16 protein-coding genes and 1 riboswitch are annotated in these 15,766 nt (G+C 62.1%); of the genes, 15 read left to right on the top strand and 1 reads right to left on the bottom strand.

Annotation, left to right across the window (positions count from 1 at the left end; all coding sequences use genetic code 11):
• Positions 1-12 precede the first annotated feature (12 nt).
• The 9 genes from QEG70_RS10855 (at position 13) to QEG70_RS10815 (ending at position 9,208) form a co-directional block, all read left to right on the top strand.
• Positions 13-1,164: a glycosyltransferase family 4 protein gene (locus tag QEG70_RS10855; RefSeq protein WP_308720850.1), complete on the top strand. Its 1,152-nt coding sequence runs from the start codon at positions 13-15 to the stop codon at positions 1,162-1,164.
• A complete protein-coding gene (locus QEG70_RS10850) occupies positions 1,164-2,642 on the top strand; it encodes a flippase (protein ID WP_308720674.1) in 1,479 nt (492 codons plus the stop codon). The genes QEG70_RS10855 and QEG70_RS10850 overlap by 1 nt, the downstream gene beginning before the upstream one ends.
• 13 nt (positions 2,643-2,655) lie before the next feature.
• Positions 2,656-4,032: an outer membrane beta-barrel protein gene (locus tag QEG70_RS10845; protein ID WP_308720673.1), complete on the top strand. Its 1,377-nt coding sequence runs from the start codon at positions 2,656-2,658 to the stop codon at positions 4,030-4,032.
• Between the two features lie 62 nt (positions 4,033-4,094).
• Entirely contained in the window at positions 4,095-4,685 is a 591-nt protein-coding gene (locus QEG70_RS10840) for a polysaccharide biosynthesis/export family protein (RefSeq protein ID WP_308720672.1), read from the top strand.
• Between the two features lie 199 nt (positions 4,686-4,884).
• Complete coding sequence (locus tag QEG70_RS10835; protein ID WP_308720671.1) at positions 4,885-6,036, top strand: acyltransferase family protein; 1,152 nt, start codon at positions 4,885-4,887, stop codon at positions 6,034-6,036.
• Positions 6,037-6,236: 200 nt separating this feature from the next.
• A complete protein-coding gene (gene rfbB / locus QEG70_RS10830; protein ID WP_308720670.1) occupies positions 6,237-7,313 on the top strand; it encodes a dTDP-glucose 4,6-dehydratase in 1,077 nt (358 codons plus the stop codon).
• Positions 7,310-8,209, top strand: coding sequence for a glucose-1-phosphate thymidylyltransferase RfbA (gene rfbA, locus QEG70_RS10825; RefSeq protein WP_308720669.1), 900 nt, complete (start codon positions 7,310-7,312; stop codon positions 8,207-8,209). Before rfbB ends, rfbA begins: the two co-directional genes overlap by 4 nt.
• Positions 8,206-8,343: a hypothetical protein gene (locus QEG70_RS10820; protein WP_308720668.1), complete on the top strand. Its 138-nt coding sequence runs from the start codon at positions 8,206-8,208 to the stop codon at positions 8,341-8,343. Before rfbA ends, QEG70_RS10820 begins: the two co-directional genes overlap by 4 nt.
• Positions 8,344-8,437: 94 nt before the next feature.
• Positions 8,438-9,208: an SDR family oxidoreductase gene (locus QEG70_RS10815; protein ID WP_308720667.1), complete on the top strand. Its 771-nt coding sequence runs from the start codon at positions 8,438-8,440 to the stop codon at positions 9,206-9,208.
• A gap of 73 nt (positions 9,209-9,281) precedes the next feature.
• On the opposite strand, the gene QEG70_RS10810 is transcribed toward QEG70_RS10815, so the two are convergent.
• Positions 9,282-10,259, bottom strand: a complete 978-nt coding sequence (locus QEG70_RS10810) for a hypothetical protein (protein WP_308720666.1) — start codon at positions 10,257-10,259, stop codon at positions 9,282-9,284.
• A 273-nt stretch (positions 10,260-10,532) separates the two neighbouring features.
• On the opposite strand from QEG70_RS10810, the gene QEG70_RS10805 reads away from it, so the two are divergent.
• The 6 genes from QEG70_RS10805 (at position 10,533) to QEG70_RS10780 (ending at position 15,698) form a co-directional block, all read left to right on the top strand.
• On the top strand, positions 10,533-11,075 hold the full coding sequence (locus QEG70_RS10805) for a Dps family protein (protein ID WP_308720665.1): 543 nt from the start codon (positions 10,533-10,535) through the stop codon (positions 11,073-11,075).
• Positions 11,076-11,246: 171 nt separating this feature from the next.
• On the top strand, positions 11,247-12,119 hold the full coding sequence (locus QEG70_RS10800; protein ID WP_308720664.1) for a dimethylarginine dimethylaminohydrolase family protein: 873 nt from the start codon (positions 11,247-11,249) through the stop codon (positions 12,117-12,119).
• Positions 12,120-12,149: 30 nt separating this feature from the next.
• Positions 12,150-13,094 (top strand): 2-hydroxyacid dehydrogenase, encoded by a 945-nt coding sequence (locus tag QEG70_RS10795; protein ID WP_308720663.1) that lies wholly within the window; start codon positions 12,150-12,152, stop codon positions 13,092-13,094.
• Between the two features lie 128 nt (positions 13,095-13,222).
• Positions 13,223-13,302: riboswitch (Fluoride riboswitch) on the top strand.
• Between the two features lie 112 nt (positions 13,303-13,414).
• On the top strand, positions 13,415-14,755 hold the full coding sequence (locus QEG70_RS10790) for a voltage-gated chloride channel family protein (protein ID WP_308720662.1): 1,341 nt from the start codon (positions 13,415-13,417) through the stop codon (positions 14,753-14,755).
• Positions 14,752-15,201, top strand: a complete 450-nt coding sequence (locus QEG70_RS10785; RefSeq protein ID WP_308720661.1) for a hypothetical protein — start codon at positions 14,752-14,754, stop codon at positions 15,199-15,201. The genes QEG70_RS10790 and QEG70_RS10785 overlap by 4 nt, the downstream gene beginning before the upstream one ends.
• Positions 15,202-15,209: 8 nt before the next feature.
• Positions 15,210-15,698, top strand: coding sequence for a DUF4232 domain-containing protein (locus QEG70_RS10780; protein ID WP_374762594.1), 489 nt, complete (start codon positions 15,210-15,212; stop codon positions 15,696-15,698).
• Positions 15,699-15,766: the final 68 nt, after the last annotated feature.

The following is a 15,766-nucleotide window of genomic DNA, read 5'->3' as shown; positions in this document are numbered from 1 at the left end:
GGGGATGAAACATTGAAAGTCCTGCATATCTGCCGCCAGTTCAGCCCTTCTGTCGGTGGGCTGGAAGACTCCCTGCTCAACCTTGCCCGCAGCCAGCGCCAGCGGCTGGGTATCGACGCCGAGGTACTGACGCTCGACACCGTGTTCGGCCGCCCCGGCAAGTTGCCGCACCGCGATGTGGTCGATGGCATACCCGTCACCCGGCTGGCATGGCGGGGTTCGACCAAATACCCGCTGGCGCCGCAGGTGCTGCGGCATATTGGCGGGTTTGACCTGCTGCATGTGCACGCGATCGACTTCTTTTTCGACTTTCTGGCCTGGACATGGCCGCTGCACCGCAAGACCATGATCGCCTCGACCCATGGCGGCTTTTTTCACACCGGCGCGCTCAGGCGCATCAAGGAGATCTGGTTCCGCACCATCACCCCCATCTCGGTGCGGGCGTATAAAAAGATCGTGGCGTGCAGCTACAGCGATGCCGACCTGTTCCGTCATGTGGCGGCAGGCCGCCTGATCACCATCGAGAACGGCATCAACCAGACCCGCTTCCGTGATGCGGCATCGCGCACGCCCAACCGTACCATCCTCGCCTTTGGCCGCTTTGCGGTGCACAAGCGCCTCAAGCTCCTGTTCCAGCTTGTGGCCCTGCTGCGGGCCTATAACTCCGGCTGGAACATCATCGTGGCGGGACAGGATTCCAACCTCACGGCCGATGACCTGCGCGCGCAGGCCCGCGCCTGTGGCATAGAGGACAGCCTGCGCATCGTGTCCGGCCCGTCAGATGCCGAACTGCGCGGGCTGATGGGGGAGGCCAGCTTCTTTGGCTGCCTGTCCGCGCATGAAGGCTTTGGCCTTGCGGCGGTGGAGGCGATGTCGGCGGGGCTTGTGCCCATCCTGAGCAACATCACGCCCTTCGCGCGGCTCATGCAGCAGGGTGCGGCGGGGGTGATGGTGAACCCCGACAACCTTGCCCCCGGCGCGCGCGAGGCCGAGGACATGGCCGCCGCCCTGCCCGAGACGGCGGACGCCCTGCGCGCGCGCAACATGGACGTGGCCAGCCGTTATGACTGGCACAGCGTGGCGCATGAATATGCGCGGCTTTACCAGCAGGTGCTCGGGCGCGCTCTGCCCGAAGCCAACATGGCCGCGGCAGGGGCGGAGTGATGGCCAGGAACAAGTTTTCCACCAATTTCCTGTTCAATGTCTTTGGCTCCATCTTCCCCATTATCGTCTCGCTGGGCACGGTGCCGTTCTACCTGCACCTGATCGGCACGGACCGGTACGGCATTGTTGCCATTTCATGGATTTTGCTGGGGTATCTGGGGTTTCTTGATTTCGGGCTGTCACGCGCCTCGGCCAATGCGCTGGCGCAGTTGGGGCATGCGACCTCACGCGAGCGCTCGCCCGTGCTCATGACCGCGTTTTACAGCAATCTTGGCCTTGGCGCGCTGGGCGGGCTGATCCTGTACCCCATTGGCGACATGGTGCTGCTGCATTTCGTGCGCATACCGCCCGACCTGATGGCCGAGACGCGGCATGCCTATCCATGGATGGCGGTGATGCTGCCGCTGGGCATGATCAACGGCGTGGCCACGGGGGCGATGGAATCGCGCGAGCGCTTCCTGCTCTCCAACATGCTCAATTCCTCCACCACCATGGCGGGGCAGATCATTCCGCTGATCTGCATCCATATATGGGGGCCACAGCTTACGGTTGTGCTGCCTTCCATCGTGCTGTCGCGGCTGGGCATGATCATGCTGTCCTACTGCGTTGTCATGGCGCTGGAATGGCCCATCCGCCCGCTCGACTTTGACGTGACATGGCTCAAGCGCCTGCTGGGCTACGGCTCGTGGGTCAGCATATCGAGCCTGATCAACCCGCTGCTTGATACGTCCAACCAGCTTATCATCGGTGCGACGCTGGGGGTGACATCGGTCGGGCAGTACACCGTGCCGATGAACCTGGCCATGCGTTCGCAGGTTGTGGCGACCGCCCTGGCCCGCACGCTGTTCCCGCGCCTGTCACGCGCCGAGCGTGGCGAGGCGGTGGACCTGACGCGCCGGGCCACGTCGTCGCTGACCTATGGCTTCGGGCTGATCTGCGCGCCGGGCATCGTATTTTCGGGTGCGTTCCTGCACATGTGGGTGGGCGGCAACTTTGCCGATGTGTCGCGCCCGGTGGCCGAGATCCTGATGTTTGGTGCCTGGACCAACGGCATTGCCTTCCTGCCATACGGGCTTTTGCAGGGGCAGGGGCGGCCGCATATCACGGCCAAGGTGTCGATGGTCGAGATCCTGCCGTTCTTTTGCGTGCTGTGGCTGTTCATCAAATGGTGGGGGCTGCCGGGCGCTGCGGCGGCATGGACCCTGCGGGTCACGATTAATTTAGTTGCGCTTTACCTGTTGTCGGATTGCCTGTCACGGCAGACTTGGCGCCTTGTGCCAGGTATGATGATTATGACAGGGGCATTGATTGTGAGTCTGCTTGTTCCTATGACCCTGCTGGTCTCGGCTGGAGCCGCGGCGGTGGTGGGGCTGGCAATGGCGTTTGCCGCCTACCGGCTGGACCCGGGGCTGCATGACATGGTGCACCGGTTGGTCCCACGCGCGGGGGGCAAGCCCCGCGTTACGATTACAGGTTAGGTTAGGGCAGGGTATGAAGGTAGTGCGGTTGCGTGGTCGCGGCAGGGTGCGGCGTGGCCTGCGGTATGGGTCGGTGGGCAGCATGGTGGCACTGGGTGTGGGGCTGCATGCGCAGGCGGCCCATGCCCAGTTGATCCAGCAGCTTTTTCCCTCCGATGTGCCGGGTTATTCCACCGACCTGACCGGCTCGGTCGTGACCCACCAGATGATGGGCCAGCAGAGCGACGGGATTGGCATGGGGAGCTGGCTGCTCAGGCCAAGCGCTTCAGAAAACGTGGGTTACAACACCAATACGCTGGGCATTCCCGGCTCCGGCAGCCCGGCGGTGCAGACCTCGGCCAATGTCAGTGCCAGTTCACGCTGGCGGCGGCATGCACTCGGGGCCTCGGTGGGGATGGATGACCACCGCTATCCCACCCAGTCCATTGCCAGCTACACCAACTGGCATGGTAGCATTGGCGGCTCGCTCAACCTGGGCCATGACACGCTCAGCGCTGCGTTCTCGCACTATCAGTACCACCTTTCGGCCACCAATCTGGGTGTGTACGGGGTGGTCTATCCCGTGCCCTACCAGGTCAATGACGGGCGGTTAAGCTATACCAAGGTGTTTGGGCGCTTCAGCCTGATCCCGGCATTCGACTATCAGGATTTCTCGTTCGGCACGGCGCCGGGGCCGATTTCGATTGATTATGATTCAATCAGCCATAAGGTCGAGACCGGATCGCTGACCTCGCGCTACGAATTCTCGCGCGGGGATGCGCTTGTCGCCGTGCTGCGCGGGTCAGCCGCGCAGTTCGACCAGGCGGTTCAGGCCTCGACCAACAATTACGCCGATGGGGCGGGATTTGTGGGCGTTGACTTCCGCCGTGGGCAGGTATGGCAGTACCGGCTGCTTGTGGGTGGCGAGACGCGCAGTTTCAAGAATGGCTACAGCCCCTCGGTCAGCACGCCTACGTTCGAGGCCAACGTGGCGTGGATGCCGCGCCGTATCGATACCGTGACCCTGACCGCGGCCCGCCATATCAGCGACCCCGAAACCCCCTTTGCCCGCAACCAGGTCATTACCGACGTACGGCTGCAATGGGATCATGAACTGCGGCATAACGTGTTCGTGCGCGCCTATGGCGAGTTTGGCGAGAGCAGCTCGCAGTCCGGCCAGCAGGCGGAGGGCTCGGCCGTGGCGAGCCTCGAGGGCAGCCGCCTGCAAAAACAGATTCATTTTGGCGGAACGGTGTTCTGGAACATCGATCGCCATGTGCGTGCCTCACTTACCTATAACTATGTCAATAACGCCACATCCGGCGGAAACGTGAATTACCTGAACATCCCGGGGCGTCTTTCGACGTTTACGAGCAATACGGTACTATTGGGTTTTTCCATCTCCGGCTAAGGGGCCACATGGCCCCACCCCCGGAAAGAAGAAAAACAGCATTGAATGATTTGGGAGTGGCCATGTTTGCAATGATACGGAAAACGTGTCGGCCTGGAATACTGCACGCAATCGGTGCCACGGCCCTGCTGGCGCTAGGCTCATGCGCATCGGGGCGCGAACAGTCCTTTGCCCCGGTGGATGGCCGGGCCTATCACCTTGGGCCGGGCGACCAAGTGCGGGTCATCACCTATAATGACCCGCAGTTGAGCAATACCTTTACGGTCAGTGACAACGGCAATATCGACTTTCCGCTGCTCGGCGTCGTGCCGGCGGCGGGCTCGGCACCGGGGGCGCTGGCGCAGCGTATTGCTGCCGATCTGGAAAAGAAGGGCATTCTGTACCAGCCCAGCGTTTCGGTCGAGATTGCGCAGTACAGGCCGATCTACATCCTCGGCGAGGTCAATCATCCCGGCCAGTATCCCTACCAGCCGGGCATGACCATGCTCACTGCCGTGGCCCTTGCGGGCGGCTTTACCTACCGCGCCGTGACGGGGCACGCGACCGACGTGCGCCATGAAGACCTCGATACCCCCGCGCATGAAGGCCGCATCTCACGCGAGACGGTGCTGCTGCCCGGTGATGTCGTGACGGTTGAAGAACGCTTCTTCTAGGCGGGCGCAGGAGGCTTCCGGGGGGCTGCTCGGGCTGCCCGGAAGCATTGTGCCAGCATAAGTCAGTTTCTGCTGAAGTCTGTGCCACATGGCTTCAGGGCATGCCGCCTGATTTGAAATAAAAAGGCAGCGTCCGGAAACTTTTATGGTTTTTAAGTTGATGAGTTGTTGTTCAGGCAATCTCTGAAGGGGGAATCACATGCCCAGGGCCCGTTCCATCCCCAGCCTGACAGGAGTGCGTGGTGTTGCGGCGCTGTGGGTTTTCACCACTCATTTCTATGGTCTGGCTGCCGATATCCTGCATATGCCGTGGCTGTTGCACTCGCTTTTCCTGTTCAACGGTTTTCGGGGCGTCGACCTGTTCTTCGTGCTGTCGGGCTTCATTCTCATGCATGTGCATGAGGCGCAGTTCCGCGTGCCCACATGGCGCGTGATACGGGACTTTTTTATTGTCCGTTTCTTTCGCGTCTATCCACTCAATACGGTCGTGCTGCTGGCCATCGTGCCGCTGGTGCTGTTTGCGCCAGGTTACGTGGCCATGCAGCGCGCCTATACCGACCCTGCTTTTGCCTACAGGACGCATAACCTGTCCTGGCCCGGCTTCGTGCAGACGCTGCTTTTGGTGCAGAGCTGGACGGTGCTGAAACTGGGGGAGTGGAATATCGTCTCATGGACGTTGAGCGCGGAAGTGCTGGGCTACATCCTGTTCCCCATGCTGGCCATGGTGGCGATGCGCATTACATCGGTGCGCAGTGCCGCGGCCCTGTGCGCGGCAAGTCTGGCCGCACTGGTGGTGATCCTGTTTGCGGCGCACCACGCCAATAACAATCCCACCGGCACGTTTGGCGCCGTGCGCATGTTCTTCTGTTTTACAGCCGGGGTCGTGCTGTACCGCGTCTATCACCTCGCACCCGACAGCACGGAGCGTTATGCGGCCGGCCTTACACTGGGAGCTGTCGGGTTCATTGCCGCAACCCTGTTCTTTCCGGTCCTGCCGGTGTGTGACGTGTTCGGGTTTACCGTGCTGGTCTTTGGGCTGGCCTACCAGCGCGGCGTGGTCAATACGCTGCTGGCCTCGGCGCCAGTGGTGTGGCTGGGGCGCATATCATTTTCGTTTTACCTCACGCATTACCTCATCATCGGCATTCTGGCCTGGTGCATGGGGCCGTGGCTGCGGCAACTCGATCCTGCCGCAGGGCTTGTGGCGGTCGTGGCCATATTCGGCCTGTGCCTGCTGGTGGGGGTGGTCTGTTACCACTTGGTCGAGCGCCCATCGCAGCGCCTCGGGCGGCGTATCATGCAGCGCATTGATGCGCGGGAGGCCATGGTGGCCGCGCGGCATATGGCCTGATCCGGCGTGCGGTCAAAATCTGAACAGGTGAATAAAGTTTGTTCATATTTATGACATACAAACGCCTTTAACTGTCGCGTTAAGTTATGGTGTTTTTAATATGATTGCCAATATTTCCATCTGGCATGTCCATGCGAAATAATTGGCCTGTCGCGCGCGGTGTATGCACCTGCGCTCACGGCAAGGGGAAGGAGTAGGCAATGCGTATACTGATAACGGGGGGCTGCGGATTTATTGGTTCGGCAGTCGTGCGGCATCTGGTCCGGCACACCACGCATGAGATCCTCAACGTGGATGCCCTGACCTATGCCGCAAGTATAAAAGCAACGGAAGATGCCGCCGATAGCGGTCGTTACCGGCTGGAGGTGGCCAATATTACCGACCGGCAGGCCATGGACCGGGTGTTCGAGCAGTTTGCGCCCGATGCGGTCATGCATCTTGCTGCCGAAAGCCATGTGGACCGCTCCATTGATGGGCCGGGCACGTTTGTCAGCACGAACATCGTGGGCACCTACACGCTGCTCGAGGCGGCAAGGCAGTGGTGGGCGCAGCAGGATGAAGCCCGTCGCAAGGCTTTCCGCTTCCACCACATCTCGACCGATGAAGTCTTTGGCGCGCTCGAGATGGGTGACCCGCCGTTTAACGAGCATACCCCCTATGACCCGCGCAGTCCGTATTCCGCCTCCAAGGCATCATCCGATCATCTGGTGCGGGCATGGTACCATACTTATGGCCTGCCGACTTTTGTCACCAACACCACGAACAATTACGGCCCGTGGCACTTCCCCGAAAAGCTGATCCCGCTGGTGACCATCAACGCCATCGAAGGGCGTGAACTGCCGGTTTATGGCAGCGGGCAGAACGTGCGCGACTGGCTGTTTGTCGAGGACCATGCCGAAGCGCTGGTGCGCGCAGTCGAGCGCGGCCAGCCCGGCGAGACCTACGCCATCGGCGCCCGCCAGCCCCGCACCAACATGCAGGTGGTCGAGGCGATCTGCACCATTCTTGATGAACTGCGCCCTGACCTCGCGGGTCCGCACGCACGCCTGATCCGGCATGTGCATGACCGTCCGGGCCATGATTTCCGTTACGAGATCGACCCCACCCATGCCGAGCAGGCACTGGACTGGCGGGCGAAGCATGATTTTGAGCACGGTATCCGCCGCACGGTGCAGTGGTACCTCGATAACCGCGCCTGGTGGGAGGGCATCCGCGCCGCCCGCTACGATGGCAAGCGCCTTGGCCAGGCAGGTGACAAGATGGGAACAGCAGCATGAGCGAACACGGTAGCGCAAAGCCGACCAAGGGTATTCTTCTGGCAGGCGGGTCGGGCACGCGCCTGCACCCCATGACGCTGGCAGTCAGCAAGCAGTTGCTGCCGGTCTATGACAAGCCGATGATCTTCTACCCGCTCTCCACGCTCATGCTGGCGGGGATACGCGATATCATGATCATTTCCACCCCGGCCGACCTGCCGCTGTTCCGCAGGCTGCTTGGCGATGGCGCGGATATGGGCGTGACCTTCACCTACCGCGAACAGCCTTCCCCCGATGGTATTGCCCAGGCTTTTGTGATTGCCGATGACTGGCTGGATGATTCGCCGTGCGGGCTTATTCTGGGCGATAACCTGATCTTTGCCGACCATCTGGGCAAGCAGATGCGTGCCGCCGCCACCCGGCCGAGCGGGGCCACCGTCTTTGCCTATCAGGTGCGCGACCCCGAGCGTTATGGCGTGGTGAGTTTTGCCGAGGACGGGCATGCGATCGATATTGTTGAAAAACCCACCGAACCCAAATCAAACTGGGCGGTAACGGGGCTGTATTTCTATGATGGTCGCGTGCGTGAATATGCGCGCAGCCTCAGGCCCTCGCCGCGTGGCGAACTGGAAATTACCGACCTGAACCGCCTTTACCTGCAGTCGGATGAACTGCATGTGCAGCGCCTTGGCCGCGGCTGTGCATGGCTTGATGCCGGCATGCCCGACAGCCTGATGCAGGCCGGGCAGTTCGTGCAGACCATCCAGTCCCGGCAGGGGCTGCTCGTTGGCTCGCCGCATGAGGTGGCCTTCCGCATGGGGTTCATTGATGCCGCGGGGCTTGAAGCCTATGCCAAACGCATGATCAAGACCGAACTGGGCAAGGCGCTCATGGCCATTGCCCATGGCGAGGGATGATGCCCGAGCGGGCTAAAGGACGAGAGTTTTCGGCTGCCGCCCTTTTTTTTAAAAAGGGCGGTGTTCTTTTTGGGCTGGCTGTTCAGGCCATTGTTCATGTTCAAAAGAGCCTGATGCGTATCATTGAGGCGTGAGGGCAGATCCGGCAGGGTAGGGGAAACCTGGCGGGCAGGGCGGTTCGATGTCTGAGCCGGCTGCGCGCAGGTTCATGGAAGCAGGAGAGTATTCATGGGACGCGTATCGGGAAAAGTCGCCCTTGTCAGCGGGGCCGCACTCGGCATTGGCCGGGCCACCGCCCAGCTTCTGGCCCGCGAGGGGGCGAAAGTGGTCATTGGCGACCTCAAGGAAACCGAAGGCGAGGCCGTGGTGGCCGAGATTGAAGCTGCCGGTGGCGAGGCGATGTTCACACCACTCAACGTGACCGAGGAGGCAAGCTGGCAGCAGGCCATGGCCGCCGTGCAGGCCCGTTTCGGGCGGCTGGACATTGCGGTCAACAATGCAGGCATCGCCTATACCGGCACGGTCGAGCAGACCAGCCTTGAAGAGTGGCGGCGCGTGCAGTCGGTCAATCTCGATGGCGTGTTTCTGGGCACGCGCTACGCCATCGAGGCCATGAAGCCACATGGCGGCGGGTCGATCATCAACCTGTCCTCCATCGAGGGGCTGGTGGGCGACCCCACGCTTGCCGCCTATAATGCCAGCAAGGGCGGCGTGCGGCTGTTCACCAAATCAGCCGCGCTGCACTGTGCCAAGTCGGGCTACAAGATCCGCGTCAACTCCGTGCATCCGGGTTATATCTGGACCCCCATGGTGCAGGGCCTGACCGCCGCGACCCCCGACCAGCTTGCCGCCCGGCAGAAGCTGATTGACCTGCACCCGCTTGGCCATCTGGGCGAGCCGGATGACATTGCCTACGGCATCGTGTTCCTGGCATCGGATGAGTCAAAGTTCATGACCGGCAGCGAACTGGTCATTGATGGCGGCTATACCGCGCAGTAAAATGTGTATCGCGTAAAATAAAAGCTGCTGGATGCTGCCTTTTTTCAAAAAGGCAGCATTTTTTATCGCGGGTTCAGGGGCATCGCCGGGGCACGTAGGAGACCACGCGGTCAAGCAGGATATCCATCTCGGGCCGCAGCAGGGGGTCGATGCACGTTGCCACATAGGCCCGCGCATGCTGCTTTATGGTGTTGGCGGCACGCAGGTTGATGGCCAGCATGTCGCTCTCCTCAATCAGGTCGGCTACCGTCATGCGGCGCTGGAAGGCGGTCTGTGCGAGGGTAAAGGCCAGGCGGTCGGTCACGGTTTTCATTTCCGCGCGGCCAAAGGCCGACTGGCAGTTGGAAAGCTGCGCCTGTGCCTGTGCATAAAGCTGGATGAGCGGCAGCTTGCGGCTGCGGTGAAAGTGCTGCCGGTGCCACGCGCGTGCCCACATATGCTCGCGCTGCGCGGTCTCGAATTCATGCATGTCCGCGCTGTCATCAAAGATGAGCGCATGCACCGCGCGCGCCGCCAGCCAGGCTGAGGCAAAATCAGGATAGCCCTGGCCATTCCATAACGGCTCGACCCCATGCGAGCCGGTTGCAAAGCGGAACGCGCGCTGCCCGTCCACGCCATAGAGAATGGAAATCGTGGGGTCGGTCAGTGGATCATACCCCAGCATGACGATGTGGCCGCCATCACCCGCATGCATGTAGCGCTGCGCGGTAAATGCATCGAGCAGGGTTTCGTCATCAATACTGCGTTCGGCGTGGTTCTTGACGTAGGTGAGGAACAGCGGGTTGTTCACCCCCGTAACCCCGCGCGGACAGAAATCAAACCGCCACCACCGTGACAGCTTGATCAGATGGAACGCCAGCGCATTGCGCAGCCGGGTCAGCGCGGGCGTGGCCTCGCCGCCATCACACAGGGCCTGCACATCCCGAAAGCGCCGGGCCAGCATATTGGCCTGCCGGGCAAAGGGATAATGGGGGTCAAGATAATGCAGCAACTGCTCGGGGGCGGAATGTTCGAGGTGCCAATCGGCCGTGCAGCCTGTTGTCTCGCTCATGGCATGATCCCTGCGGGAAAGGAAAGGGGCGGCATCGCCGGAATGTGGTGGCGATGCCGCATGAGTTTTCACGGCTCTGTGCTGGGAAATCGACGGTTGGGAAAACTGCCTGATAACGCCGTGAGTAAACCGACCGATAATGCAAACGAATATCAATTGCAACACAAAAACGGCAGTCATGAACCCTGCCACCTCCCGTGCGTTGGGGCGCAGGGAAGCTGGCAGCAAGCGCAACAGCGCCTGTGTCCGGCCCGATGACAGACCACGGAGATCATGATGACAGACAAGGCAGTTGCAGCAGGTGCAGCCCATGTGCGGACCTATCTCGGCACGCCGACCGACCTCGCGCACGAGGCGGTGCGTGACATCGCCGCAGGGCTGAAGGCGGTTCTGGCCGATGTTTTTGCGCTTTACATCAAGACCAAGAATTTCCACTGGCACATGAGTGGCCGCCACTTCCGTGACTATCACCTGCTGCTTGACGAGCAGAGCAGCCAGATCTTCGCCATGACCGATCCATTGGCCGAACGCGCGCGCAAGATTGGCGGCAATACCCTGCATTCGGTAGGCGAGATCGCGCGCCTGACCAAAGTGGCCGATAACGACGCCGATTATGTGACACCCGAGGACATGCTCGCCGAACTGCGCGAGGATAACCTGGCCCTGACCGCACGCCTGCGGGCCGTCCATGCCGTGTGCGACGAAGGCAATGACGTGGCAACCGCCAGCCTGCTGGAAAACTGGATCGACGAGACCGAGCGCCGCACATGGTTCCTGTTTGAATCAACCCGCCCGGCCTTTGGCGCGAATAGCTGAGCGCCCCATGCCGACGCGGCAGGCAGGCAGCCGTCCATGGCTGGCCTGCCTTGCGCACCCGGGCATAGTTTGGCTGCGGCTAAAGTAAACTCAGGATCATTGGTATCTTTAAGATGCAGGTTTATCCGCTATCGTAACGTTTGAACGGTACGGTACAGGATAACAGGCATCATGGTGGCAAACCGCTGGTTTATCGACAGTGAAACAGGCGAACTGGCTGACGTGCTGCTCTGCCCCCCTGATCATTATGCGTGGATACCAAGCAATGACATCGCCATCAGCAGCATGGCGCGGGGCGCGCGTATCGACCAGGCCGCGTTGGGAGCGCAGTTCCGCGAACTCGTGGCAGCGCTGGAAGGCGAGCAGGTCGCCTGCCATTACCTGACCCCGCATGAGGGCATGCCCTACGAAGTCTATACCCGCGACAGTTCACAGACCACGCCATTCGGCACCGTTGTCACCCGCCTTGCTCGCCCCGAGCGCAGGGCCGAGATCACACCGATCCATGAATTCTATGCCCCCGACGAGATATGGAAAACCTGCACCGCAGGCCATATCGAAGGTGGGGACATTCATATCATCCGCCCTGGCCTGCTGGCGGTGGGCGTAAGCGGGGGCCGCACGGACGAGGCGGGAGCCGCCGAGTTCATAAGCTGGTTCGAGGCGGCAGGCTGGACGTGCCGCATGATCCGCTTCCCCGAGCACTTCCTGCATCTTGACGTGATCTTCACCATGGTGGCCGAGAACCTCGCCATAGCAGTGGTGGATGTGATTGCCGATGAAGATCTTGACTGGTTCCGCGCCCAGGGCATCCGCCTGCTGCCGGTCAGCTACAAGGAGGCGATGCGCGACATGGGCTGCAACGTGCTGGCCCTTGGCCGCGAGCGCGTGGTCAGCCCGCTCCATTGCACGCGCATCAACCAGATGCTGCGCGCCGAGGGGCTGCGTGTGCTTGACCCGGCCCTTGACCAGTTCTCGCAGGGGGGGGGCAGTATTCATTGCATGACCATGCCTCTGCGCCGTAAGTCTCTGCTCACCGGCTGAAGGGCTGCGGGACACATAACGGGAGAAGAAATGCCAAGGCTTGTCATCAGCGCGGACGGACCAGCCGCCATGGCCACATGGCGCGCGGCCTTTGCGCATGTCGCCCCCGACCTGCCCCTTGCCGACTGGCATGACCCGGCGTTTAAGACCACGGCAGATGACTATGCGCTGGTATGGAACCCCACGGCAGGTGATCTGGCCCGCATGGGAAGCATGCGAGCCATCATCTGCACGGGGGCAGGGGTCAATCATCTGCTTGATAACCCTGCCTTTCCGCTGCATGTGCCCCTCGTGCGCATGGGGGGCGAACAGACAGCGGTGCTGATGGCTGATTACGTGCTGTGGGCCACGCTTGGCCTGTTGCGTGGGGCACGGACATGGGCAGTGCAGCAAAATGCGCATCACTGGCACAACCCGCGCACCAGCACACGCACCAGCAGCGAGACCCGCGTGGGCATAATGGGCATGGGGCATCTGGGTGCCCATGTGGGCCGCGTGCTGCTGCAGATAGGCTTTGCGGTTTCAGGCTGGCGGCGTTCGGCGCAGGTGGTGCCGGGCATCCGCACCTTTGCCGGCCCGGAGGGGCTGCCCGATTTCTTGCGTGATGTGGATATTCTGGTCAACCTGCTGCCCAGCACGCCACAGACCCGCGGCATGATCGATTACGCCCTGCTGGCGCAACTGCCGCGCGGGGCGGGGCTGGTCAATGTCGGGCGCGGCAACCATGTCGTGCAGGCTGACCTGCTTCGCGCGCTTGATGAGGGTGTGCTCGGTGGCGCGGTGCTTGACGTGGTGGTGCCCGAACCCCTACCGCCCGATGATCCGTTATGGCGGCATGAGCGCGTGACCATTACCCCGCATGTAGCCTCCGAGGCCTCGCGGGAGGCGCAGGCGCGTTACGTGGTGGAGGTGATCGGGCAGATGGAACGCAACGAGCGGCCCGCCCTGCTGTGCGATCCCCGGCGGGGATACTGAAGTCAGCAGAAAATGCTGGGAAAGGAATAAGAGTTTTTGAGCGCCGCCTTTTTTCAAAAAAGGCGGTGTTCTCGTGCGTGTGTCACGCATCTGTCTGGTTGACCCTTACGGCGATACAGGCTTTTTTAAACAGACACGGCAATGGATTCTGCCGGACCATGCTGGTCGAACCGCTGCCCGCAAGGGCGCTGATGATTCCTGCCCACTGCCTTTATGGCAACAAGGGGAGGAGTCCGTGTAGCGCATCGTACAGCCATGATCCACCGCCAGCCAAGTCTGGCCTGCTGTTCCATCCTGAATGCCGGATTGACCGAAATATCATGAATATTGTTGCACTTGCGCGGGCCGTGGCCCGCCAGTCGGGGGGGCTGCTCAAATGGGCCAGCCTGCTGCTGCCCATGGCGGCCTGCGTGGGCACGTTGTGCGCCCTGTTCCTGTGGCTGCTCGACCGGGCGGCGCAGACACGCCTGCTGCACCCGTGGCTGCTTTACGGCCTGCCGGTGGCAGGCGTTGCCGTGGGGCTGCTTTATTCCGTCTGGGGTCGCTGTGCCGAGGGCGGCAATAACCTGATCGTGGACCAGATTCACGAGCCCGGTGGTGGTGTGCCCCTGCGCATGGCGCCGCTGGTGCTGATCGGCACGGTGGTCAGCCACCTGTTCGGGGCATCGGTGGGGCGTGAGGGCACGGCGGTGCAGATGGGTGGCAGCATTGCCAGCACGGTGGGGCGCGTGTGGCGCCTGACCAACCCTTACGAAATCCGGGTCCTGCTCATGTCGGGCATCGCGGCGGGGTTTTCCGCCGTGTTCGGCACGCCGGTGGCGGGGGCGGTGTTCGGCATGGAAGTGATCCGGGTTGGCCGCATTGACTACGATGCCCTGGTGCCCGTGGCCGTAAGCGCCATCATGGCGGACTGGACATGCCATGCCTGGGGCATGGAGCATGTGCCCTATCATCTGGCCTTTCAGGGCTATGCGGGGGCGGATGGACATTTTTTTCATGCCGACCTGCTGCTCTTGGGCAAGGTCATGGTGGCGGCGGTTGCCTTCGGGCTGGCCAGCCTCGTCTTTGCGGAATCAGTGCACCGGCTGGCAGCCCGCCTGCGGCAGGTCTGCCCGATTGCGTGGCTGCGGCCCGCACTGGGCGGGATTGCGACCATAGCGCTGGTGTGGCTGTGCGGCTCGCATGACTATCTGGGGCTGGGCATTATCGCACCCGAGGCGGGCGGAGCGTCCATTAGCGATTTCTTTGGCAGTGGGCATTACCCGCTGGCATGGGCGTGGAAGCTGGTCTTTACGGTGGTTGTGCTGGCGGCGGGCTTCAAGGGTGGCGAGGTGACCCCGCTATTTTTCATCGGCGCGGGACTGGGCAATGCGCTGGCCCCCCTGCTGCATGCTCCGCCGGACCTGCTGGCAGGGGTGGGGTTTGTCGCGGTGTTTGCAGGGGCCGCCAATACGCCGCTGGCCTGCACGCTCATGGGGGTGGAACTGTTTGGCACGGCCGATATCGTCTATTTCGCCACGGGCTGTTTCGTGGCCTATATGTGCTCGGGCCATTCGGGCATCTACCTGTCGCAGCGCGTGGCCGTGCCCAAGCGGCATGGGGCGGGCAGCATGATTGGCATGGCGCTGCGGCAGGCCCGCATGGGGAAACCAGAAACATGAACATTATGCGCGGCCTGTGCGCAGGGCTTGGCCTGCTGGCCATGCTGCGGCCTGCCTGTGGCGCGCCAGTCCTTGCTGGCCCCTCCGTCGCTGAAAAGCGGATCATCGACCGGCAGATCAGCCACATTGCCGATCCCGCCACGCGCCATGCCGTGCAGGGGCAGGACATGGCGTGGCAGATGACCACCTTCCTGTGCCAGAATGCGGCGCGCGGGGTACTGGTGCGCATGGGCAGCCAGCCGCACCGCTTTTTCCTGCAGGATGCGGGGCCGGGCAGCCAGGTCGTGGCCAGTGCTGCGCTGGTCTCGGGGCGCGGGCAGTTCCTGCGGGCGGGGAATGGCCTTGAGTGGATCGGTTTTTCGTGGGCGTGCCACCTTGATCCTACCACCGGACACGTGGTGCATTTTGACGTAACGCCCACTGGTCCAGTGCGGGCCGGGCCATGAAAGGCAGGATGGCAGGGCTGCTGGCCCTCACGTTAGGGGGCCTACCGCTTCAGGCGCGGGCCACGCCAGTGCCCGCCTGCAAGGTGCTGCAGATGGCAGTAAGCCTTGATGACGGGCAGGGCACGTTCAATGGCATGATGCACAGCGGCACATGGGTTATCGTGCGCAACACCGGCGTGCGCGCCTGCTCGGTTGCGGGGATGGGACCGCTTTTGTTCGAGAATGTGCACCACCACCGTGTTGCCGTAACATGGCGGCAGGCCGTGCCCGTGCCTGCCATGGTGCTGCCCGCGGGTGGGCAGATGAAAACCGCCCTGCGCTGGGTCTCTGGCAATGTGTTTGATCCCGGCGCGTGCATGACACCGGCAACAGTGGTGCTGCCCCTGCGCCACGGGCGGGTGCGGCACGCTTTTGCCCATGCCCTGTGCGGCCCGGCAAATGATCCCCCTGCAATCGAGCAGCAGCCATGGACCGTGGGGCCACCTGAAAACGGATAAAAGTTTTTGGTGAAGCTTTTTTCAAAAAGCTTCAGAAGAATGCCGCCTTTTCGAAAAAAAGGCAGCAT

This window comes from Komagataeibacter xylinus, assembly GCF_031081985.1.
GTDB classification, from domain to species: Bacteria; Pseudomonadota; Alphaproteobacteria; order Acetobacterales; family Acetobacteraceae; genus Komagataeibacter; species Komagataeibacter xylinus_E.
The sequence above is the reverse complement of the archived record's forward strand: the minus strand, read 5'-3'. Positions and strand labels throughout refer to the sequence as shown.

What these genes read in the sequence shown, in the direction of transcription:
- QEG70_RS10850 (WP_308720674.1), top strand. Translation starts at nt 1,164, where the DNA reads ATGGCCAGGAACAAGTTTTCCACCAATTTCCTGTTCAATGTCTTTGGC.
- QEG70_RS10845 (WP_308720673.1), top strand. Translation starts at nt 2,656, where the DNA reads ATGAAGGTAGTGCGGTTGCGTGGTCGCGGCAGGGTGCGGCGTGGCCTG.
- QEG70_RS10840 (WP_308720672.1), top strand. Translation starts at nt 4,095, where the DNA reads ATGTTTGCAATGATACGGAAAACGTGTCGGCCTGGAATACTGCACGCA.
- QEG70_RS10835 (WP_308720671.1), top strand. Translation starts at nt 4,885, where the DNA reads ATGCCCAGGGCCCGTTCCATCCCCAGCCTGACAGGAGTGCGTGGTGTT.
- rfbB (WP_308720670.1), top strand. Translation starts at nt 6,237, where the DNA reads ATGCGTATACTGATAACGGGGGGCTGCGGATTTATTGGTTCGGCAGTC.
- rfbA (WP_308720669.1), top strand. Translation starts at nt 7,310, where the DNA reads ATGAGCGAACACGGTAGCGCAAAGCCGACCAAGGGTATTCTTCTGGCA.
- QEG70_RS10820 (WP_308720668.1), top strand. Translation starts at nt 8,206, where the DNA reads ATGATGCCCGAGCGGGCTAAAGGACGAGAGTTTTCGGCTGCCGCCCTT.
- QEG70_RS10815 (WP_308720667.1), top strand. Translation starts at nt 8,438, where the DNA reads ATGGGACGCGTATCGGGAAAAGTCGCCCTTGTCAGCGGGGCCGCACTC.
- QEG70_RS10810 (WP_308720666.1), bottom strand. Translation starts at nt 10,259, where the DNA reads ATGAGCGAGACAACAGGCTGCACGGCCGATTGGCACCTCGAACATTCC.
- QEG70_RS10805 (WP_308720665.1), top strand. Translation starts at nt 10,533, where the DNA reads ATGATGACAGACAAGGCAGTTGCAGCAGGTGCAGCCCATGTGCGGACC.
- QEG70_RS10800 (WP_308720664.1), top strand. Translation starts at nt 11,247, where the DNA reads ATGGTGGCAAACCGCTGGTTTATCGACAGTGAAACAGGCGAACTGGCT.
- QEG70_RS10795 (WP_308720663.1), top strand. Translation starts at nt 12,150, where the DNA reads ATGCCAAGGCTTGTCATCAGCGCGGACGGACCAGCCGCCATGGCCACA.
- QEG70_RS10790 (WP_308720662.1), top strand. Translation starts at nt 13,415, where the DNA reads ATGAATATTGTTGCACTTGCGCGGGCCGTGGCCCGCCAGTCGGGGGGG.
- QEG70_RS10785 (WP_308720661.1), top strand. Translation starts at nt 14,752, where the DNA reads ATGAACATTATGCGCGGCCTGTGCGCAGGGCTTGGCCTGCTGGCCATG.
- QEG70_RS10780 (WP_374762594.1), top strand. Translation starts at nt 15,210, where the DNA reads ATGGCAGGGCTGCTGGCCCTCACGTTAGGGGGCCTACCGCTTCAGGCG.